This is a genomic window from Lutibacter sp. (assembly GCF_021647475.1).
In the GTDB taxonomy this organism is placed as follows: Bacteria; Bacteroidota; Bacteroidia; order Flavobacteriales; family Flavobacteriaceae; genus Lutibacter.
Genome location: NZ_JAKIUR010000021.1, coordinates 1 through 21669, shown reverse-complemented (window position 1 = coordinate 21669; position 21669 = coordinate 1). Strand labels below are relative to the sequence as shown.

Annotated in this window: 22 protein-coding genes and 1 pseudogene; 9 read left to right on the top strand and 14 right to left on the bottom strand. The window is 28.0% G+C overall.

What is annotated here, in order from left to right; translation table 11 throughout:
• Nucleotides 1–13: 13 nt before the first annotated feature.
• The 5 genes from L3J60_RS06735 to L3J60_RS06715 all read right to left on the bottom strand — a co-directional run bounded on the left by L3J60_RS06735 (nt 14) and on the right by L3J60_RS06715 (nt 4098).
• A complete protein-coding gene (locus L3J60_RS06735; RefSeq protein WP_366836971.1) occupies nt 14–724 on the bottom strand; it encodes a LytTR family DNA-binding domain-containing protein in 711 nt (236 codons plus the stop codon).
• A complete protein-coding gene (locus tag L3J60_RS06730) occupies nt 699–1490 on the bottom strand; it encodes a sensor histidine kinase (RefSeq protein ID WP_291974729.1) in 792 nt (263 codons plus the stop codon). The genes L3J60_RS06735 and L3J60_RS06730 overlap by 26 nt, the downstream gene beginning before the upstream one ends.
• Before the next feature lie 336 nt (nt 1491–1826).
• Nucleotides 1827–2138, bottom strand: a complete 312-nt coding sequence (locus tag L3J60_RS06725; RefSeq protein WP_291974728.1) for a DUF4907 domain-containing protein — start codon at nt 2136–2138, stop codon at nt 1827–1829.
• Between the two features lie 95 nt (nt 2139–2233).
• Nucleotides 2234–3220, bottom strand: a complete 987-nt coding sequence (locus L3J60_RS06720) for a kelch repeat-containing protein (RefSeq protein WP_291974727.1) — start codon at nt 3218–3220, stop codon at nt 2234–2236.
• Nucleotides 3221–3231: 11 nt separating this feature from the next.
• Nucleotides 3232–4098 carry a DUF6268 family outer membrane beta-barrel protein gene (locus L3J60_RS06715; protein ID WP_291974726.1) on the bottom strand — a complete coding sequence of 289 codons (867 nt, stop codon included), beginning with the start codon at nt 4096–4098 and terminating at the stop codon, nt 3232–3234.
• Nucleotides 4099–4329: 231 nt separating this feature from the next.
• Here L3J60_RS06715 and L3J60_RS06710 point away from each other — a divergent pair, with 231 nt between their 5' ends.
• From L3J60_RS06710 to L3J60_RS06700, 3 genes are all read left to right on the top strand, one after another.
• Complete coding sequence (locus L3J60_RS06710; protein ID WP_291974725.1) at nt 4330–5649, top strand: DUF4270 family protein; 1320 nt, start codon at nt 4330–4332, stop codon at nt 5647–5649.
• 6 nt (nt 5650–5655) lie between these two features.
• A complete protein-coding gene (locus L3J60_RS06705; protein WP_291974724.1) occupies nt 5656–6900 on the top strand; it encodes a hypothetical protein in 1245 nt (414 codons plus the stop codon).
• 102 nt (nt 6901–7002) lie between these two features.
• Entirely contained in the window at nt 7003–8217 is a 1215-nt protein-coding gene (locus tag L3J60_RS06700) for a cysteine desulfurase (RefSeq protein WP_291974723.1), read from the top strand.
• A gap of 3 nt (nt 8218–8220) precedes the next feature.
• Here L3J60_RS06700 and L3J60_RS06695 read toward each other — a convergent pair.
• The 4 genes and pseudogenes from L3J60_RS06695 to L3J60_RS06680 form a co-directional block, all read right to left on the bottom strand.
• Nucleotides 8221–8567: pseudogene (locus L3J60_RS06695) on the bottom strand (ribonuclease H); the annotation flags it as partial.
• Nucleotides 8568–8572: 5 nt separating this feature from the next.
• Nucleotides 8573–10720: a UvrD-helicase domain-containing protein gene (locus L3J60_RS06690; protein ID WP_291974722.1), complete on the bottom strand. Its 2148-nt coding sequence runs from the start codon at nt 10718–10720 to the stop codon at nt 8573–8575.
• A gap of 5 nt (nt 10721–10725) precedes the next feature.
• Entirely contained in the window at nt 10726–11364 is a 639-nt protein-coding gene (locus L3J60_RS06685; protein WP_291974721.1) for a ribonuclease H family protein, read from the bottom strand.
• Between the two features lie 46 nt (nt 11365–11410).
• Nucleotides 11411–11983 carry a phosphoribosylglycinamide formyltransferase gene (locus L3J60_RS06680; protein ID WP_291974720.1) on the bottom strand — a complete coding sequence of 191 codons (573 nt, stop codon included), beginning with the start codon at nt 11981–11983 and terminating at the stop codon, nt 11411–11413.
• 181 nt (nt 11984–12164) lie between these two features.
• Between L3J60_RS06680 and L3J60_RS06675 the strand changes: the two genes are divergently transcribed.
• The 5 genes from L3J60_RS06675 to pyk all read left to right on the top strand — a co-directional run bounded on the left by L3J60_RS06675 (nt 12165) and on the right by pyk (nt 16388).
• On the top strand, nt 12165–12401 hold the full coding sequence (locus L3J60_RS06675; RefSeq protein WP_068209181.1) for an acyl carrier protein: 237 nt from the start codon (nt 12165–12167) through the stop codon (nt 12399–12401).
• A 7-nt stretch (nt 12402–12408) separates the two neighbouring features.
• Nucleotides 12409–13659: a beta-ketoacyl-ACP synthase II gene (gene fabF / locus L3J60_RS06670; RefSeq protein ID WP_291974719.1), complete on the top strand. Its 1251-nt coding sequence runs from the start codon at nt 12409–12411 to the stop codon at nt 13657–13659.
• A 16-nt stretch (nt 13660–13675) separates the two neighbouring features.
• Complete coding sequence (gene rnc, locus L3J60_RS06665; protein WP_291974718.1) at nt 13676–14419, top strand: ribonuclease III; 744 nt, start codon at nt 13676–13678, stop codon at nt 14417–14419.
• 83 nt (nt 14420–14502) lie between these two features.
• The gene (locus tag L3J60_RS06660) at nt 14503–14958 is read left to right on the top strand and encodes an IPExxxVDY family protein (RefSeq protein ID WP_291974717.1); all 456 of its coding nucleotides are present in this window, start codon (nt 14503–14505) and stop codon (nt 14956–14958) included.
• Between the two features lie 2 nt (nt 14959–14960).
• Entirely contained in the window at nt 14961–16388 is a 1428-nt protein-coding gene (pyk, locus tag L3J60_RS06655; protein WP_291974716.1) for a pyruvate kinase, read from the top strand.
• A 50-nt stretch (nt 16389–16438) separates the two neighbouring features.
• Here pyk and L3J60_RS06650 read toward each other — a convergent pair whose 3' ends face one another.
• The 3 genes from L3J60_RS06650 to L3J60_RS06640 are packed head-to-tail and all read right to left on the bottom strand — an operon-like array spanning nt 16439 to nt 19712.
• Nucleotides 16439–18751, bottom strand: a complete 2313-nt coding sequence (locus L3J60_RS06650; protein WP_291974715.1) for a M20/M25/M40 family metallo-hydrolase — start codon at nt 18749–18751, stop codon at nt 16439–16441.
• Nucleotides 18752–18779: 28 nt separating this feature from the next.
• A complete protein-coding gene (locus tag L3J60_RS06645) occupies nt 18780–19127 on the bottom strand; it encodes a hypothetical protein (protein WP_291974714.1) in 348 nt (115 codons plus the stop codon).
• 21 nt (nt 19128–19148) lie between these two features.
• Nucleotides 19149–19712, bottom strand: a complete 564-nt coding sequence (locus L3J60_RS06640) for an HNH endonuclease (RefSeq protein WP_291974713.1) — start codon at nt 19710–19712, stop codon at nt 19149–19151.
• 175 nt (nt 19713–19887) lie between these two features.
• On the opposite strand from L3J60_RS06640, the gene ssb reads away from it, so the two are divergent.
• Nucleotides 19888–20223: a single-stranded DNA-binding protein gene (ssb, locus tag L3J60_RS06635; RefSeq protein WP_291974712.1), complete on the top strand. Its 336-nt coding sequence runs from the start codon at nt 19888–19890 to the stop codon at nt 20221–20223.
• A 281-nt stretch (nt 20224–20504) separates the two neighbouring features.
• Here the strand turns inward: ssb and L3J60_RS06630 are convergent, their stop codons facing one another.
• Complete coding sequence (locus L3J60_RS06630; protein WP_291974711.1) at nt 20505–21203, bottom strand: CPBP family intramembrane glutamic endopeptidase; 699 nt, start codon at nt 21201–21203, stop codon at nt 20505–20507.
• Between the two features lie 25 nt (nt 21204–21228).
• The gene (locus L3J60_RS06625; RefSeq protein ID WP_291974710.1) at nt 21229–21471 is read right to left on the bottom strand and encodes a hypothetical protein; all 243 of its coding nucleotides are present in this window, start codon (nt 21469–21471) and stop codon (nt 21229–21231) included.
• Nucleotides 21472–21669 lie beyond the last annotated feature (198 nt).

The following is a 21669-nucleotide window of genomic DNA, read 5'->3' as shown; positions in this document are numbered from 1 at the left end:
CTCGTTTAATTTGTTAACCTCCTATCCTTCTAATAAATTCATCTTTATAATTTTGACCAATAGGTATTCTAACATTGTCTATAAGTATTCTGTTTCGTTGAACAGAATTGATATACTTTAATGAAACTATATAAGATCGGTGTACTCGTATAAATGTATCTCTTGGTAATTTTTCCTCAATTTTTTTAAAATTACTCAAGGTTAAAATAGGTTTATGTGAAGTAGAAAATATTTTTATATAATCCTTTAACCCTTCAAAATATTTAATGTCTTCAAAATTTAATTTTATGTTTTCGTAATCAGATTTGACAAAAATAAAATTTGGAGAGTCTTGAGTTTGTGCAACTTGCTTGGGTTCTTCATTTTTTAACAAAAAAAGCTCTTGAGCTCTATTTACAGCTTTCAAAAACCTATGAAAAGGAATAGGTTTTACTAAATAATCCACCGCATTTAAATTAAACCCTTCAACTGCATAATGCGAATAAGCTGTAGTAAAAATAAACAACGGTTTAACATCCAACGATTTTATAAACTCAATCCCTGAAAAATCAGGCATTTCAATATCTGAAAAAATCAAGTCAACTTTATTTGTTTGGAGAATTGTTGATGCTTCTATGGCATTAGAACATGTAGCTATTAATTTTAGTGCTGGGACTTTAGAAACAAAATCTTCCAGCAGTTCAACTGCTAAAGGTTCATCATCTATTATTAAACATTTTATCATTTTTCAATTTTAACGACAATTCTACTTTATATAAGTTATCTATTTCTTCAATTTTTAATACATGAGATTTTGGGTATAACAAATTCAATCTGTTTTCAATATTTTGCATCCCAAACCCTGAATTTGGATTGTTTTTTTCTTTTAAAGATATGTAATTATTCACTTTTAAAGTTAATTTATTTTCTTTAACTATAATTTTAATAGAGATATTCGTTTTCCCAGTATAATCAGTCCCGTACTTAAATGCATTTTCAATAAATGAGATAAGAAGTAGTGGCTCTATATTTTGATCTAAATTACCATAAACATTAAATCTTACTCCACTAGAATCTTTTAGTCTCAAGTTTTGAAGTGAAATATAATTTTTAATATAATCTATTTCTTTTTGTAAAGGCACACACTCCTTATCCGTTTCATAAATCATATAGCGCATTAATTCAGAGAGTGTAACAATAGCATCTGTTGTATGGTCAGATTTTTTATTTGCTAATGAATAAATACTGTTTAGAGAGTTGAATAAAAAATGTGGGTTTAACTGAGATTTTAAAAAGGATAATTCGGCATTTATTTTTTGTGTTTTAATCTGGTTTTTAATTTTTTCGTTTTTATACCATTCTTGAGATAACTTAACGCTTAAACTTATCGCGAATAATAAAAAAACAACTATTCCTTGAATAAGCCCAATAAAGAACAATCTTTTTGATTCAAGAATACTTACTCCATTTTTTAAATCTTGAAATTCAGAAAGATTTCCGAAATTTGCCATGAATGGAATTGATGGTAAGATTCTGAGATATAAAAAAATAAAAAAGACAATAAATAAAAAAGATGCTATTGCATAAAGATTAACTCTTTTATTCAACAATAATTTTGGTACTAGAATACTATAATTTAAATAAAAAATGACAATGTTTAAAAATAATCTGTAATAAAAAAAGTCATTTATTGGAAAATAGTGAAACTTCCCATAAAAAGTGCCGAACATTAACATAATTAATAGTAGCCATGATAATAGGTGAAATATTACTGGAGATATTATTTTTATACTAATTTTCAAAAGAGTGCTAAATTTAAAATGACATCCAAAAATAGTGATTATTAACTAAAATATTATTTTTTTTGTTTGGAGTTCATTGTAAGTAATGCTTGGTATTTGTTTACTTTTTAGTTTATCAATCATTAATTCTCCTACAATTTCCGCATCTCTTTTATTCGCAAAGGGTTTTTTGATTGAAATGGCGGGAATTATTTCTTGTTTAATTATTACTTTATTTTTTTTTAATATCATATATCCCCAGCCATTATCTAATTGATATGATTTTAAATGATAACTTTTTGTTGAACCATTATTTAACCCAATAAATAGTAGTGAAATTATGAATAAAATAACCAAAAATATTTTCTTTTTTTTCATTTGTAGTTGTTTAATTTTAGGATTTTTAAAAGTTAAAGGAGCCAAATAAAAATGTTTGACTCCTAAAACAAACCTTAACCAAACTTTAAAAAATATTAATCGTCTTCATCGTTTTCTTCATCAGGGCGATATTCCCAATTATCATCAAAATAATATCCACCACTTCTACCCATTAAAACAAATGCTCTATCTGAAAAACTAAATGCAACAGCATCTTGTCGAGGAGTTCCTTCAAAATCTGGTCTATCATCCCAAGTATCTGTTAATGGATTATATTCCCAAGTATTGTTAGAAACTCCTGAAGCATCACCTGTTGCTATATATCCTAATCCGTTTAAGGAAAAACCTACTCCATTAGCCAATAAGATTACATAATCCTCATCTTCATCGTCTAAATCTTTTAATCTAATCCAGGTTTCTGAATTTCCATCAAATTCATAAAAATCATTTTGATAAGCTCCATTTTGTATGCCCGTTCCTATATATGCTTTATCATTAATTACAAATACAGCCGCATCTTTTCTTTTATTTCCTCCAAATCCATATAATTGAATCCATTCATTTGAAGCATCATTATATTGCCAAAAATCTTTAAGTTCACTTCCATCATAACCTGTTCCAATATATCCTTTTCCTGAAACAGCAAAACCAATGGCACCAGTTCTGGCCGTTCCTCCAAAATCAGCTTTTTGTGCCCAAGTATTTGTAATAGGATCATAGCTCCAAAAGTCCTTTAATTCATTATCTCCATCATATCCTGTGCCAAAATAACCTTTACCATTAAGTGCAAACCCTACAGCTGCAGTTCTTGGAACTCCCGGAAAATCAGCTTTTTGCACCCAATAATCACCATCTCTATCATACTCCCAAAGATCAAACATATAATCATCACCATCATAGCCTGCAACTATATAACCTTTATCATCAACTACAAATGCAGCAGAATTTGCTCGAGAATATCCATCAAAGGTAGAACTTTCTACCCAATTACCCATATCATTAGAATCATTCGTTGAACAACTTACAAGAACTATAAGTGAAAATATGGTGACACTTTTTAAGTACATTTTTTTAAAATTCATAATATTCTATTTTAATTTTTCTTATTTTTTAACAAATTAAATTTTAAGTTTAAACCTACAAAAAAGCTATTTTCCATTTTAAATTTATAAATGCTTTTATTGTTATTTAGTAGTTCATATTTTGATGAAAATTGATACCCCATATCTAAAGATAACTTCAAAAATTCGTCTATAGAATGCGAATAACTTATGCCTGATTGAATAGATTGATATTTTACCGTTTCAGCTATTTCATTATTATTTAGAACTATATTGTTACTAATATTTGAGTAAAATCCTTTTGGTTTTAAATATATATTTGCCTTATTTATTGAATTAAAGCTATACTCAATTTTAGTGATTGGCATTCCTAAAACATAGGAAGCATTATTATTAATTTTTCTTGAATAATTTATAATTGGTATTGGTTTTTTTGTTCCAAAACTAATATTGTAAACTACCCCAACTTGAAATATGCTTTTTTTATTAGACTTAACAAAAACTAAGCTTCCATTAAAAAAAACATCGTCCATGGTTATATTAGCCTCAAAGTTGGAAGATATTATTGGTGAAAAGTTCGTTTTAAGACTCCATGTATTATTTATTGGGGTATAATATTCTAATGAATATTTTAATATTTTAAAACTCTCAATGTTAGATGTATTTAATGTTTCTTCTGAATTGTAATCTAGATTATATTTAGAAAAAAACAACCTATTAATTAACCCTCCTTTTTTAAGATGTAGGGGTAAATTAATTTTAATGATAGCATTTTTTAATCCAACAGAATTAGAATTGTTAAGTGTTGAATAAATATTTCCGCTAAAAATTTCAAAATTTTGGGCTTTACCCACTATTGAAATAAACATTAATAAAAATACCCCTAATCTTAAATCCATATAACAAACCTCTTATCGTAGCAAAAATAGAGCGTAATAAATTTATATAAATAACAAGATAGACAAACTGTCGATATTCATCTACCTAATTAAGTTAATCATCTATAAACGATTAAATCTATTTAAATGCGTTGATTTAACGTTTTGTTAACACCTATGTAGATGTATTTCTAAGTTTCGTATATTTTAGTATTCAAACTATAATCAACTAAATACTTTTACACAAAAAAAATGAAAAACTATTTAAAATTCTTTTTTATAGTAAGTTTTATTGGTCTAGCTTCATGTAGTGATGATTCAAAAACATATTTGGTTGGTGAGGAGTTTATAAATTTAGACTCTAAACTTGTAGTAATTGATACTTTAACATTAAAAACAGCTACTATTCAATTAGATTCTGTTATTACTTCAATAACCAATCGAATATTAATTGGAGGATTACAAGATTCAGAATTTGGAGATTTAAAAACTCAAAGTTATTTTTCACTAATTCCTAACAGTTATTTTGTTGACACCAAAGCAACCTATGATTCAATTGCTTTAATTTTACGTTATGACAAGTACTATTATGGAGATACTCTTCAAACGCAAACCTATAGAATTCATGAAATTACAGATAAGTTTGAACCAAAGGATAAGGATCAAACACAATTCTACAATACATCTACCTTAGCTTTTAATGATGATGTTTTAGGCGAACTATCTTTTAAACCTTACCCAATTAAAAAAGACTCTATTAATATAACTTTAAAACATAGTTTTGGAGAAAACTTATTTAATACTTTTCAGAATAAAACAGTTGAAAATTATGATGATTTAGAAAAAATATTTAAAGGGCTTACCATCCTTTCAGATAATAATAACAATTCTGTTTTAGGATTTAAATTAAACAACTCTGATAATTTTTCAAGTTCTGTGGTTCGAATGTATTATAAACTAGATGAAGGTGTAAACTCAGAAAATGATAGATATACAGATTTTAATATTCAACAGGTTTTTAATAATATTTCTAGCAATAAAACCGCTACTCTTTTAAATCTAATTACCGATAGTGAATATATTTTATCAAGTTCTAAAACTAATAATCAAATGTATATTCAATCAGGATCTAGTCTAAACATGAGAGTTGAAGTGCCTTATGTTAGAGATTTGACTTCTCTTGAGAGTAAGAACGGTGGCACGGTGATAAAAGCAACTTTAAAAATGTACCTTGACCCAAACAGTTATGAAAATATTTCTTCAATTGAGTCTTTATCAGTTTTCATAGTGGATAATAAAAATAGATTTATAAGTCAATATACTAATTCCGCTGGAAATCCCATTTATGCTACTTTAAATTCTCATGATGAAGAATTAAATTATGATTATTATTATTCAATAGATATTACTTCATTTATCAATGAAACTCAAACAAGTACTTACCTAACAAAATATGCATTGTTATTCCAGTTACCAAATAATAATCAATCAGTTGATAAGCTATTAATTTATGATAGTGAATCAGGAAAAGAAACTAAAATGAAAATTGAATTAACCTACTTACTTTATTAAAATTTTATGAAAATAAAACCTATTTTATTCTTAATGTTTTCCTTCATAAATTTATTTGTAATTGCCCAAAGCGATTTTAGTTCTCCATATTCTATATATGGTATCGGACAGGAAAATTTAAACTACTATGGCGGTTTTTCTGCTATGGGAAACACTGGTATTGCGTATAGATCATCTTCAATAATAATTAATAAATCTAATCCTGCTTCATTAACTACAATCTCTAAAAATTCATTTTTATATGAAGTGGGTTTTAATAATACTTTGTCATTTCAGAAAGATAAGCATGTAAGTCAACAAAACTATGATTTTAATTTCACTCATTTAGCAATGGCATTTAGTGTAAATAAAAATTGGGGCATGAGTTTTGGCATAATGCCATATAGCAAAGTAAGTTATGAAATAGACATAGTACAACCAGTGGAAGGAAGTCTAAATGATTACATAACAAAAGTTAAAGGTTCTGGAGGTTTAAATGAAATATTTTGGGGACAAGGATTTAAACTTAGAAACAATCTATCAATTGGTATTGAATTAGCTAGTTTGTTTGGGTCAATAAGTCAGGAACAATGGATTTACGTAGGAACAAGTTCAACTTATCTAAACGATAAAAATGTTTACTTTAGCCTTGGAGCAAATGCAGGAATACAATATTCTTTAAACAATTTTTTAGGAACTAAAACAATACTTGGTGCAACCATAAATTTACCAACCGTTTTACGTGGGTCTGAAGCTTCTGTTGGAACAAAATCTAGCACAATTATTTCAAGCGAATTTAACCAAAATGCTGATGATTTTAATTTACCATTAAAATTAGGAATAGGTATAAGTTCACAAATCAATAAAAATCTATTGGTAAATGCAGATTACAGAAAAAATTATTGGGACAAAACAAACCAGCTTGATAATACTTCTTCAGCTTATAAAGACCAAACCATTTATGGAATTGGTTTTGAGTTTAAACCTTCGTCTAACCTAAACAGTTATTGGAGTAATGTAAAGTATAGGGCTGGTGCAAATTATGATTCTGGTTATTTACACATCTCTAACCAAAATATTAATAGATATAGTTTTTCTTTAGGTTTAGGACTTCCTGTCTCTAAAAATAATTTTTCATCCACCATAAATATAAACTACTCTTATGGTAGAGAAGGCACTTTATCAAATGGATTAATTCAAGATAATTATCATAAATTATCTCTTAACTTAAGTTTATTAGGTAATTGGTTTAAGAAAGCAAAAATATTTTAAAAATATTATTTTAAGTATTAAAATTTGATGTTTTACTTTCAATCATATATTAAATAACTTCAATTTTGTACTTTTGCATTTAGAATCATTCTAAAATAGATAATGATAGATATTAAAAAAGTTCGTGCCGATTTTCCTATTTTAAAACGAAAAATAAATGGAAAACCTTTAGTGTATTTAGACAATGCCGCAACATCTCAAAAACCACAAGTTGTTATTGATAGTTTGGTGGATTATTACACTAATTACAACGCAAATATTCATAGAGGAGTGCATACTTTAAGTCAATTAGCAACGGATGCTTTTGAACAAGCGCGTATTAAAATTCAAAAACATTTTAACACCAAACATAATTACGAAATTATAATTACTTCAGGCACAACAGATAGCATTAATTTGGTGGCAACTAGCTTCACCCAATTTTTACAAAAAGGAGATGAAATTATTATTTCAGCTATGGAACATCATTCTAACATTGTGCCTTGGCAAATGTTATGCCAAAGAACAGGAGCTATTTTAAAAGTAATTCCGATAAATGAAAATGGCGAATTAATATTAGAAGAATATGACAATTTACTTTCTAATAAAACCAAATTAGTATTTGTAAACCATGTTTCAAATGCTTTGGGAACCATAAATCCTATAAAAAAAATTATTGATAAAGCTCACAAATTCGGTGCATCTGTTTTAATTGATGGTGCACAATCTAGTCCTCATATTAAACCTGACTTACAAGCTTTAGATGTAGATTTTTATGTAGCATCTGCTCATAAACTTTGTGGCCCAACAGGCGTTGGTATTTTATACGGAAAAGAAGCTTTACTAAATAAATTACCTCCGTACCAAGGTGGTGGTGAAATGATTAAACAAGTGACTTTTGAAAAAACTACGTATGCCGATTTACCTTATAAATTTGAAGCCGGTACCCCAAATATTGCAGGTGTAATTGCGTTTGGTGTGGCTCTTGATTATTTAAATGAATTAGGATTTGATAATATTGCAGCTTATGAAAATGAATTGCTTGTTTATGCTACAAAAAAGCTATTGCAAATTGAAGGATTAAAAATTTATGGAACTGCAAAAAATAAAACTTCTGTTATTTCATTTAATATAGCAAACATTCATCCGTATGATATAGGAACTATTATTGACAAACTAGGAATTGAAGTTAGAACAGGACACCATTGTGCACAACCAATTATGGACTTTTATAAAATTCCCGGAACGGTTAGAGCCTCATTTTCATTTTACAATACTTTTAAAGAAATTGACTTGCTAGTAGATGCTTTACAAAAAGCGAAAGCAATGCTAAGTTAAATATTAAAATAATTGGTTTTCTTGTTTAACATAACCTACATCTTCTAATAAATCTTCTTTTTTAGAAGCGTTAACTGCTAATACATCACATCGCTCATTTTGAGGATGATTATTGTGCCCCTTTATCCATTCAAATTTTGTATTTTTAGGATTGTAAATTTTTAAAAAACGTTTCCATAAATCTGAGTTTTTAACTTTTTAAAATTGTTTTTTACGCCAACCTAATAACCATTTTTTCTCAACTGCATCTACCACATATTTAGAATCTGAAAAACAGTAATTTCAACATTTGAGGTTTTTATTTTTTCTAAAGCAACAATTACAGCCAATAATTCCATTCTGTTATTAGTTGGATTTATCCATTTTCTTGTTCAGCCCCACAATATGGACAAAATGAAAATCCTTCATCAATTCTATTATTACAATTACTACAAAGTATAATTTGTTCAATTATAGACTTAAAAGGAATACTTGTTTTGAAGGTCAAGTCATCTGGAATTTCTTTTAAAAAACTTGATTCATTTCCTTTTTCTGTTAATAAAAACAGTTCGTCTTTTGCCCTTGTTATTGCTACATAAAATAATCTTCTTTCTTCTTCAAGCAATAAATCGTGATTTGACTCTTTGATTACTTGATAAATTCTGTCTTCCATCCAAATATCTGGAAAACCTCCATTTCCTTGAGTTAAACCAATAATAAAAACTGCTTTCGCTTCAAGACCTTTAGATGAATGAATTGTCTTTCCAGAAACAAACATTTTTTCTTGTCTAAATCTCTCAAAATATGGATTATACATTTTACTTCTGCGATATAGGAATAAAATATCTTCTTTTCGATAACCTCTTTTCTTTAACTGATTGACCTTACCAACTACATATTCAATATTTTCTGCTTCATTTTTTCCTGCATAAATATGAATTTTGCTGTTTGATTTTTTGGAAGATATAATGTCTTTTTCAACCTTGAATTTATTGTGTTTTATAACTTCATTACCTGCCTCAACAATATTTTCAGTACTTCTATAATTCATACTTAATTTTATTGTTTCTGCATTTTTAAAATGCTCATTGAAATTAACAATGTAATCTACATTAGAACCTCTAAATCCATATATGCTTTGCCAATCATCTCCTACGCAAAAAAGTTGATTATCATCTGTAAGCAAAAGTTTGATAAGTTCTACTTGAAGATTATTCACGTCTTGAAATTCATCAACTAAAATGTATTCGTATTTTCTTCTAAATTTATCTGCAATTTCTTGATGATTTTTAAAAAGAGAGATTGTTTTAATTATCATATCATTAAAATCAAGATATGATTTATTGGTGCAATAAGTTTTGTATTTTGAGATTATTGGAACAGCAAGAGTATAAAAATCTCGTACTCTTTCGTGTTGGTCTTTTTGTGATTTGTTAAGAATAAATTCAGATGATAAATTTTCAACTTTTACCATATCGACAACACGCATAGTTTGTCTTAAAAAATCTTTTACTTCTTTATGATAATACTTAAATTCTTCCTCAAAAGATAAAGCACTTGTGTAATGGTAGTTTGCAGGTAATCTGTTTTTTATAATTCGTTCAAGTGCTAAATTAAAAAGTGTAGTGTCTTTTGTTTGTGATTCAAAAGTTTTGACTAATAATTTATTTGCTTTTTTGAATTGAAGTTCTTTTCCTTTTGTTGGGTAACTTAAATCGCTGACGTGTTCAAGATATAAATTTGCTTCAGGAATGTAAAAATCAGGTTTGAAGTCAAAATCTTTAAAGTTTACATTTGGTTCATACTCAAATTTGATACTATGTCTATAAAGCCAATCTGAAATATATTGTTCAGATTTGGAACGAACTTTTGTTCCGTTAAGTGAAGTATAAAATTTTCCATCTTTTGGTAAAGAGATTTTTTTATTTTCGATATGGATTTTATCTACCATATAGTCTAAAATGTATCTCTTTAGATTCAGTAAATATTCATTTTTTTCACAATTTTCAATTAGAATTTTATGTATTATTTCAAAAGAAGTTTCTGTTGCAGAAAACTTAGAAAAATCATCATTAATAACTTTGCTATCGGTTATTATTTTAAATTTATTATCAAATTCATTTACACCAAAGTTTCTCATTATTCCATAACATAAACTATGAAAAGTCTTTAGAGTTAGATTGTCAATCCATCTGTGTTTTTTTGTGAAAAAATATCTTTCGGTATCCTTTTCTTTTACGGTTTTATTTTTGTCGGCAAGAATTTCAGCATATTCTTCTGTTTCATCTGCTGAAATTATTAATCTATCCAACATTTCATTAGCTGCATTTTTAGTAAAAGTAATGGCTAAAATATTTGCTGGATTTACTCCTTTCTCTTCAATTAGATAAATCAACTTTTGAAGAAGTGTTTTTGTTTTTCCTGAACCTGCTCCTGCAAGAACCAGTAATCTTTTTTTTTCACTAACAACTGCTTTCCTTTGATTTTCGTTTAATCCACTTAAATCTGTTTTAGTTTCTTGCATATGTTTTATTTTCTGCCAAAATCAGCAGGAATTTCTCCCCAAGCTTTGGTTTCCCATTTCAAAATTTTAGTAGTGTATTTATTTTCTTTTAACCATTTTTCAGCTCGTTTAACCAACTCAAATAAGGATTTATTATCTGACGTAATTTGTAAATTAGTTCTGCATTGACCTTTTTTAACCCAACTAATTGCAATTTTTGAATCAGAATAAACAGGATAATCCAACTTTTTTTGTTTTAAATAACTCAAACCGTGAACCAAAGCCAAAAACTCTCCAATATTATTTGTTCCCTGCTTAAAAGGACCTTGAATAAAAATTTGTTTTTTTGTTTCAGTATCAACGCCTCGGTATTCCATTATACCTGGGTTTCCACTACAAGCTGCATCTACCGAAATGGTTTCTAAGTTTGGTTCACCAATAAGTTTAAGTTGCTCTTTTGATAATTCACATTCAAAAACAACTTTTCCTCTGTAATCTTCATAGTTTTCTGAAAAAGCTTTTTTTGCCAATTCAAGTGTACTAAATGATTTGTATTTTGCTCCTTTAAATCCGTGAATAGAGTTTTTACATTCCTCCCAAGATTTTAAAACCCCCGTTTTCTGACCTTCCCAAACTACATAATATCTTTTCTTTTCCCCCCCCATTTATTTGTATTTACAAGCTCCATCTGTATAAATATGTACTTGATTTTTAATCTCCATTTTCTAAAATAACCTTTTCAATAACTTTTGGAAAATTCTCTTGTTCTAAAATATGAATTTTTTTAGCAACACTTTCAGCCGTATCACAAATCAACACTTCAAAGCTTTTTTGAAAAATAATGGCTCCTTCATCATAATTACTATTTACAAAATGAATGGTAATTCCTGATTCTTTTTCTTTATTTGCAACAACTGCATCATGAATACGCATTCCGTACATACCTTTTCCTCCATATTTTGGCAATAATGCAGGGTGAATATTAATTATTTTATTTGGAAATGAATTAAGAATAACAAATGGTACTTTCCATAAAAATCCTGCTAAAATAATATAATCAGCATGTTGTTTTAAAAATTTTAAAATAGAATTAGTACTATAAAAATCTTCTTTTGAAAAAATACTTGAGCTAACATTTAATTTTTTTGCTCTTTGCAACACTTTAGCCTTAGGATTATTTGTTAACACCTTGGTTACCTCAACGTTTAAGTTATTTTTAAAATGTTTTATTATGTTTTCAGCGTTAGTTCCTGAACCTGATGCTAAAATAATTATACGTTTCATACCTGCATATTTACTGCTAATAATCAACAAATAAACTAAAATATTTTCAACTTTATAGTTTCATTATTCAAAACTTTACTTATTTTTAAATCGTAAAAATTATCTTTTAGGTAATAAAAGATTTTCTTTTCAATAAAGTTTTATATTTTTGCCAAGTAATTAAATTTAAAATTAAAAAATTATGTCAGACATTGCATCAAGAGTTAAAGCCATTATCGTAGATAAATTAGGCGTTGACGAAAATGAAGTAACAACAGAAGCTAGCTTTACTAACGACTTAGGAGCAGACTCACTTGATACGGTTGAATTAATCATGGAATTTGAAAAAGAATTTGATATCCAAATACCAGATGATCAAGCTGAGAATATTGGCACCGTAGGTCAAGCAATTAGCTATATAGAAGAAGCAAAAAAGTAATTTTTATATGGAATTAAAACGAGTTGTAGTAACTGGGCTTGGTGCATTAACACCAATTGGTAATACAATTGATGAGTATTGGAACAGCCTCCTTAACGGAGTTAGTGGGGCGGCTCCAATAACACATTTTGATGCTTCCAAGTTCAAAACTCGTTTTGCATGCGAACTTAAAAATTTTGATGTTACTGAATTTATGCCTAGAAAAAATGCTAGAAAAATGGATAGATTCACACAATATGCTATGGTGGCAACCGATGAGGCTATTGTAAATTCAAAATTAGACTTAGAGAAAATTAATAAAGATAGAGTTGGTGTTATTTGGGGTGCTGGAATTGGTGGTTTAGAAACTTTCCAAAATGAAGTCATTAATTTTTGTGATGGCGATGGAACTCCAAGATTTAATCCTTTCTTTATTCCAAAAATGATTGCCGATATTGCTCCAGGGCAAATTTCTATTAAATATGGTTTTAAAGGACCAAATTTCACTACTGTTTCAGCCTGTGCTTCTTCAGCAAACGCATTAATTGACGCTTACAACTACATTAGGTTAGGAAAAGCTGACGTTATGGTTTCCGGAGGATCAGAAGCTGCAATAACCATTGCTGGTATGGGTGGATTCAGTTCTTTACAAGCTATATCTACAAGAAATGAGGATCCTAAAACAGCATCGCGACCATTTGATAAAAATAGAGATGGTTTTGTTTTAGGAGAAGGTGCTGGAAGCCTTATTTTAGAAGAATATGAACACGCAAAAGCACGAGGAGCCAAAATTTATGCCGAATTAGTTGGTGGTGGTTTATCTGCTGATGCTTACCATATTACTGCTCCACATCCTGAAGGAATTGGAGCAAAAAAAGTAATGCTAGATTGCCTAGAAGATGCAGGATTAAAACCCGAAGATGTTGATGCTATTAATATGCACGGTACATCTACACCATTAGGTGATATTGCTGAATCAAAAGCTATTTTAGAGGTTTTTGGAAAACACGCTTATACTTTAAATATTAACTCTACAAAATCAATGACCGGTCACTTATTAGGTGCGGCAGGTGCAATTGAATCTATTGCTTCAATTTTAACAATTGAACATGGAATTGTTCCTCCAACCATCAATCATTTTACTGATGACGACCACATTGATTCTAAATTAAATTTTACATTTAATAAACCTCAGAAAAGAGATGTTAAAGTTGCTATGAGCAACACTTTTGGTTTTGGAGGACACAACGCATGTGTGCTCTTTAAAAAACTAGATTAAAACAACAAATTACTGAATGAATTTCATTCGAAAAATTATAAAATCTCGTAATTTAAAGGACGAGGCTTTTTTACATGAATTAAGAGAATTATTAGGCTTTAAACCCAATGATTTGTATTATTATAAAAAAGCTTTTATTCATCGTTCCAATAAAAAAGTTGATAAATCTACTGGATTACCTCTAAATTATGAGCGTTTAGAATTTTTAGGCGACGCTATATTAAGTGCCATTATTGCTTCTTATTTATTTAAAGTTGTACCATCTGGAAACGAAGGTTATTTAACTCAAATGCGATCTAAGGTTGTGAGTAGAGAACATTTGAATGAATTAGGTCAAGATTTAAACCTCTTACATTTTGTAAAAAGTAATATTTCAAAATCAAAATTTGGAATTGATATTCACGGCAATATATTTGAAGCTTTAGTTGGAGCCATTTATTTAGATAAAGGATATCGATATAGTGAGAAATTTATTCAAGAGAAAGTAATTGATTCCTACGTTAGTGTAAAAGAATTAGAACGTATTATAACCAGTTACAAAAGTTTAATTATTGAATGGTGTCAAAAACAAAAAATAGAATTTCATTTTGATGTTTATGAAGATACAGGTAACGATCAGGTAAAACATTTTAGCGTAAAACTTAATTTTGATAATAAAGTTATAGCCAAAGGAAGAGCCACATCAAAGAAAAAAGCTGAAGAAATTGCTTCGAAAAGGGCATTTTTTGTTTATCAAAAAGAAATTTCTAAATCTTTATAAAATAATTCGAATACGATTTCGTAATATTATTAGTTTGAAAGATTAAACTATAGTAATTTTGCAAAATATATAGTGCTTGTTATATGGAATACGTTTTGTTTGATTTAGAAGATGATTTTTCCTTAATAGGAATTCATTCTACCGAGGAAGATTATAGACTTGCCTATTTATTAAACCAAAACTTAAACACCAAATTAACAAGGTTTAAACATCCTTTAGATTTTAAAGATTCAATATCTGAATATCCATTATTTGAATATGAAGATTGCAACAGTTTAAATAATTATTACTTAATAAATAATAAATGCAGTACAAAAGCTGTGAGTAAAAATAAAGGATTATTTGAAGGGGATTTTAGCACAATTTCTTATTTAATTCCTGAAAAAAAAGAAGTAGATTTTTTTTATAAAATAGACGGATGTAATAATCCGTTATTTTTAAAAAAATTAGTTTCTAAACTAAAAAATATTAATCAAATAGTTACTTGCTATTTAATTGACCCAACCACCTTAAAATCAAAAGATCACCTAATATTTTAATTATGGCAGAAATTACAAAAAGAACAAAAATAGTAGCAACATTAGGACCTGCATGTAGCACTAAAGAAATTATTGAAAATATGGTGATTTCTGGAGTAAATGTATTTAGAGTTAATTTCTCGCATGCTGAATATGCCGATGTTGAAGAAAAAATAAAAATAATTAGAACAATAAATAAAGAAAAAAATTACCACGTTGCCATTTTAGCCGATTTGCAAGGCCCAAAATTAAGAGTTGGTAAAATGGCTGAAAAGGTAAAACTAAAATCAGGAGACACCTTTACTTTTACCACTGAAAAATGTGAAGGAACTAGCCAAAAAGCTTTTATGACTTACCAAAATTTCCCAAAAGATGTAGAGGTTGGTGAGCAAATATTGGTTGATGATGGTAAATTATTATTTGAAGTAACTGCAACAGATAGAAAAACCGATGTTATTACTAAAGTTTTGCGTGGTGGTAAATTAAAATCTAAAAAGGGTGTAAACTTACCAAACACAAAAATATCATTACCTGCACTTACAGAAAAAGATATAAAAGATGCCTTATTTGCTATAAAAATGAATGTAGATTGGATGGCACTTTCTTTTGTAAGAACGCCGGAAGATTTAATTCAGCTAAATACGTTAATTAAAGAAAATTCTCCTTTTAAAATACCTGTAATTGCTAAAATTGAAAAACCAGAAGCGGTTGCAAATATTGATAAATTAACATCTCATTGCGATGCATTAATGGTTGCTCGTGGTGATTTAGGAGTAGAAGTGCCTATGGAAAAAGTACCTTTAATTCAAAAAAGATTAGTGTTGAAAGCTAAAAAAGCACATATTCCTGTAATTATAGCAACCCAAATGATGGAAACTATGATTAATAGTGAAGTGCCTACTAGAGCTGAAGTTAATGATGTGGCAAATTCTATTATGGATGGAGCGGATGCGGTTATGTTATCTGGAGAAACTTCTGTTGGAGAATATCCTGTTGAAGTAATTAAGCAAATGCGTAGAATTATTGAAAGTGTAGAAAATTCTCCTTTAATTTCTATTCCTGAAGTTTATGTACAATGCGTAAATGATCGTTTTATTTCAAAAACACTTTGCCATCAAGCGGCATTAACTGCTAATGCAATTAACGCTGAAGTTATTACAACGCTTACAGATTCAGGGTTTACAGCTTTCCATATTTCATCTTGGCGACCAAAATCAAACATTTTAGTTTTCTCTTCAAACCGAAGAGTTTTAACTATGCTAAATTTACTTTGGGGTGTTAAAGGAATTTATTATGATAAATTTGTAAGTACTGACCAAACCATTGAGGATATTAATAATTTAGCACATAAACACGGATATTTAAACAAAGGTGATTATGCCGTTAACGTAACTTCTATGCCTGTTAAAGAACGTGGTATGGCAAATACTATGAGAATTTCAGAGTTTTAGTATTGCCAACATGTTATACAAAAAGTAAATTTTAGATATTTATTGGTTCATCAGAGTTTTAAGTTTGTTTTAATAACTGTAGCATCACTTAGAACAAAAGGCATTGGCATCATTTTACTTGTTCTTGGTTTTACATTAAACGCATTATTGGTAAACAAATCATATTTTATTTCTAATATATCTAAATCATATTTTTGATTTTTATCCGCAACTAATTGTAAAATTATTTTCTCATCTTTTGATGTTCTGTAATAGCTTAACAAAGTTCCTTTTTGTAAATCTATAACATCAGCTGATTTAGCATTACCTTTTAATACTTCATTGTTGATTATAAAAGATTTTAATTTTAAAGGCGTTTTAGTTAATAATTCTACTTTGTTTGCATTTCTATTCGAAAAAATTTCAAGAGTAACTTTTCTATTATTATCTATTATGGTGTCCATTAAAACTGAAATAGTAGGTTTTTGTAAATTTTCTATTTTAGCCTTTGTATATAATTTAATATTAGTATGATATTTACTTGCCATTGTGTTAGTGTCATAACTTCCTTTAGTAGGTTTATCACCTAAAAATTGTTTTGTAAAATCATCTGTCCTATAATTATAGCTCGCCCAAAATGCTTTATTTTTTGAAGTATTTAAAAGATAAAAAATACTATTTGGTTTTTTTCGATTAATGCTATAATCAGAAGTGAAATACGCTATTACAAAACATAAAACGCCTACAAGTGCAACTAATTTTTTAAGTTGTTTTATCTTTGTATATTGTTGAAATACAGGAATTAACGAGCTAAATAGCAATACGGTTAACACGGTGCTTATTGCCAACATTTTTAATCCCAACCCAACAGGAAACATTTTTACTAAAGGTGCGAAAATTAAAACTATTGGCAAGCTCAAAATTGTAAAAAACAAGGTAGTATTTGTTTTTGAATTTGAAAAAATAAACACACCTAACATTACTAATAAAATGATTACAGGGATACTAAAAAATCCTGCTCCTTTTAAATAAAATCCAATTCCTGCATTAATAAGTAACCAAATAAATAAAGGAGCAATTAATAAATCTTGTTTGCTAATTTTCTTAAAATATCGATTATATATTGCGAAGCAAATAGCAACCGTTATTGCTACAAAAGCCGCTATATAATAATATCCATTATAAGTAAATCCTTGTAAAATATCTTTGTACTGAGGATGAATTTTAAGGATGAATTTCCAACCATAATAAGCAAACAATCCTGATGAAATTAAACTAATAATTAACGGAATAAATCCAATAAAAATTCCTTTAACCGTTAATTTTTTAGTGAAAAGTCCTATAAATAAAAGTCCTATAAATAAAAGAATACAAACAAAAAACATAGGCAAAACCCATGCAAAAGGATAATAAACTATCCCTAAATATGGAAAGTTAAAAAACACATCATCTTGCTGCGAATTTAATTTTTCTAAGTTGGCATTGGCAAAATAATTTAAAGTCGCTGTTAAATATGTTGCTTGATGTTTTAACGATTTAATATCTAAACGTTCAAAAGAATCCTGTGCCGTATGATAATCAAAATGATCACCAATAAACGCAAAATTAAATCCGTTAATATTTCCATCTTCTCTAAAAATAGTTAAATCGGTATCATTAGGTAGCATTTTATATACGCTATACATTAATGAATTTCCTACTGGATGCGATGCTTTTGATTGCTGAAAATTTTGAATTAAATTATGATTTCCTTCATTGGTTTCCAAAAGAATATAACTTGGACCGCCACTACCACGAGCTTCAAAGTTTAAAACTAAACCCACATTTTTTGCCCAAGGATGATGATTTACAAAGGCACTTGCCCCTAATAAACCTAATTCCTCAGCATCTGAAAAACAAATAATAATATCGTTTTTAGGCTTTTTCCCTGATGCCAAAAAAGCTCTAACGCTTTCCAATATAGTTACTACGCCACTTCCATCATCACTTGCACCAATTGCAGAGTGTGGATTTGAATCATAATGAGATAACAGCAATAAAGCTTTACCGTTTTGAGTACCTTTTATTTTTGTAATAATATTTTTGACTTTGGTGGCAGCTCTCCATTTTTTATTAACCGCCACTTGTTCTTGTATTTCCACTTGTAAACCAAGTGCTTCTAATTGTGATTTTAAGTAATTTTTTACATTTTCATGCTCAATTGTACCAACAAAATGTGGTTTTTTGGTAATTTCTTTTAATTCATTTAAAGCTTTTGGGGTAGAAAATACTACTTCACTACTTTTCTCTTTTATACTTGCCGAAGGCGTTAAAGAGACAAAACTATAGTAGCCAATAAAAATGAATAGTAAAAATGAAATTACGGTTTGATAGTTGGTTTTCATAAAAGTTGAATTTGTTTTTGGTGAAAAATTATTCGTTTTTAATCAATAAAAAATAATCGTTTTCTAATTTAAGATATCCTTGGTCATACACATAATAATAGGTATTTCCAGTTTTTGTAGTATAAATAGAAGTATAATAATTAAAATCGAAATTACCATCTAATAATTTCCTTCTGGTAACTTTTGTTTTTCCTGTTTTGTTTAGCTCAGTTAATAATCGATGATTTTTTCGTAATCTATTATTAATATTTCTAATAAGGTTTTTACTGTCTTTGTTAATTTTGTTGTTGTACGTATTTCTACAATAATCAGAGCAAAATTTTTTGTCAATGCGTCCTTGAAATGGCTCGCCACATTCTAAGCAATTTTTTTTCATAGTTTATTTTCACAATTTAATTTAATCATCAATTTTTACACTACCCCAATTTTCACCAGATTTAATTCGGTATAATTGCATTTCTGAAATACCAAATTGTTTTGCAATTAAACGCATTCTTGTTCTTCTATTTGGGTCAAATATTTTCTTTTTTATTAATCGAACTCGTCCTTCACTTAATTTAGAATAAGTTCGTTGTCCTCTTCTACTAATTTTTTTTGGATTATTTTTATGATGTAAAAACATTTCTGATTTGTTAACCCATTTTAGATTATAAATCATATTATTTTCTTTATTGAAATCTAAATGAATTACATATTTTTGATCCTCTCTTTTTTCACAAAACAAAATAGCAACTACTCTGTGCACATATGCTGAAGATCCTTTATTCTTTTTCCTATTTTTTTTTCTAATTCCAAAAGATAAATATTCACTAACCAAAGATGTTGGAGAAAGCCTCCAATCTTCTTCATATATTTTTTTCTTTTTAATTCTTCCATAATTTGAAACCATATATTCATCATCATCACTCCAATTTTCTCCTTTATAATATTTCCAAATCTCGTTATTAAAGTCAATTATCATAATCCAACATTTTAGTTTGTAGATTTAAATATACAAAAAATATTCGTGTACAAACGATTACAATCATTTACATTCGAAAGTAATTAAATACCAACCGAATAAATATTATGAAGCTACTCATATTTGCACTGTTGAATCGAACAAACGAGATTTGACTTAATTTAAAACTTATCTTATGAATACGTTAAGAAACAAAGTACAATTAATTGGAAACTTAGGAAGCAATCCTGAAATTATTACCCTTGAGAACGGCAGTAAACTAGCAAAATTTTCACTTGCCACAAATGAAACCTACAAAAATGCAGATGGTGAAAAAATAACCAACACTGAATGGCACAATTTAGTGGCATGGAATAAAACAGCTGAAATTGTTGAAAAATATTTAGAAAAAGGAAAAGAAATTGCTATTGAAGGTAAATTAACTTCAAGAAGCTACGATGATAAAGAAGGGAATAAAAAATATATTACAGAAGTAATTGTAAATGAATTGTTAATGCTTGGAGGAAAATAAGTTTTGGAATTTTGCTATGATTAAAAGAAAAACCGCCAATTGGCGGTTTTTTCTTAGACACTACCCAAAAATATAGAATTAAAAAATACGAGAGTTTACTTTTTAAGTAAAATTAAATTATTTTTTAAATATAATTAAATCTCTAATTTTATTTAAATGTTGTTCACTTTTTTGTTATATGTTCAATTAGGAAATCTATAGTCTTTTTAGATCTTTCATTACGTTTGTGATTTTCATCTTGAAAGTGAATTATTTGAACAGATAATAGGATAAGAATAAATTTAATAATCATTAACCTTTTTTGTATATATACGTATTTTCATAATTGCAATCCATACAACCACACAAATTCCAACAATAACTAAACGTTTGTTTAAACTAAAAATAGTAGTAAATAATGTACTAAACCCAATCATGTTACCAATTATGTGAAAACATGCAGCTGCGAAAATAGATTTAGTCTTGTCTGCAATTAAGCCTATTCCAATGCTAGAAATTACTAATATAGAAAAAATAAAAAATTCATTTAAAATATTTGTATTTCCTAAAAATGTAAGATGCCACACATACCAAAACACCCCTACAACAGAATATTTAATGATAGGCTTGTAATTACTTAATTCATCTTGTAAATACCCTCTCCATCCTGTCTCTTCAGCTATTCCATAAAGGACAATCCAAATTCCTATAAGCATCCCATATACGTGTTTATTAAAACCTGTATTATTTTTTATTCCAAACATAAACAGTATTAAAATTGGAGTAATAATCATTAAGATACTTTTTAACTTTGCAATTCCAAGAAAAGAGATTTTCCTCTTAACTTTAAATATAAATGTAATAATCAAAGCACCCGCAAAAGGACCTAATCCTTCTAAAAGTGATTTATATATATCAAGTATGGGAGAAAGTTTCCAATTTTTATAAAACCCAAAAATATCATACCTAAATAGAAATGATGATGATAAGGCTATGAGCATATATAATGAGATACGTATATATATTTTATTTAATAATTTCATGAATTTTATTTTTTATTATTAAAATTCCTTTTTCAACCAAGAATCTGACATCTTCATTATTGTTGTTTTTTCTAAAGGTAGAATTCTTGGCAACCTTGTTGAAAATTTCTTTCGTTAATTCTATTATTCTGTAATTTTCTTTGTTAAGAATATAAAATTTATTATCATATTTAAACAATCCAGTATTTTGGTTTACAATAAACTCATTTGAAGTATTATAAGACATTTCATATAGTTTATCAATTTTATTTCTTTCAATTTCTATAAATTTATGAAGATATAGCCATCCTTCCCATTCAGGGCAAACTCACACTTTTATTTTCAATATCCTTAATAAATAGTCTTCATCCCAAGCCGCTTTGAGTCTTTTGCTTTTAACCGACAGTTTTTTAGTTTGTTCATTTTTCAGGAGGTTCAAGGCTAT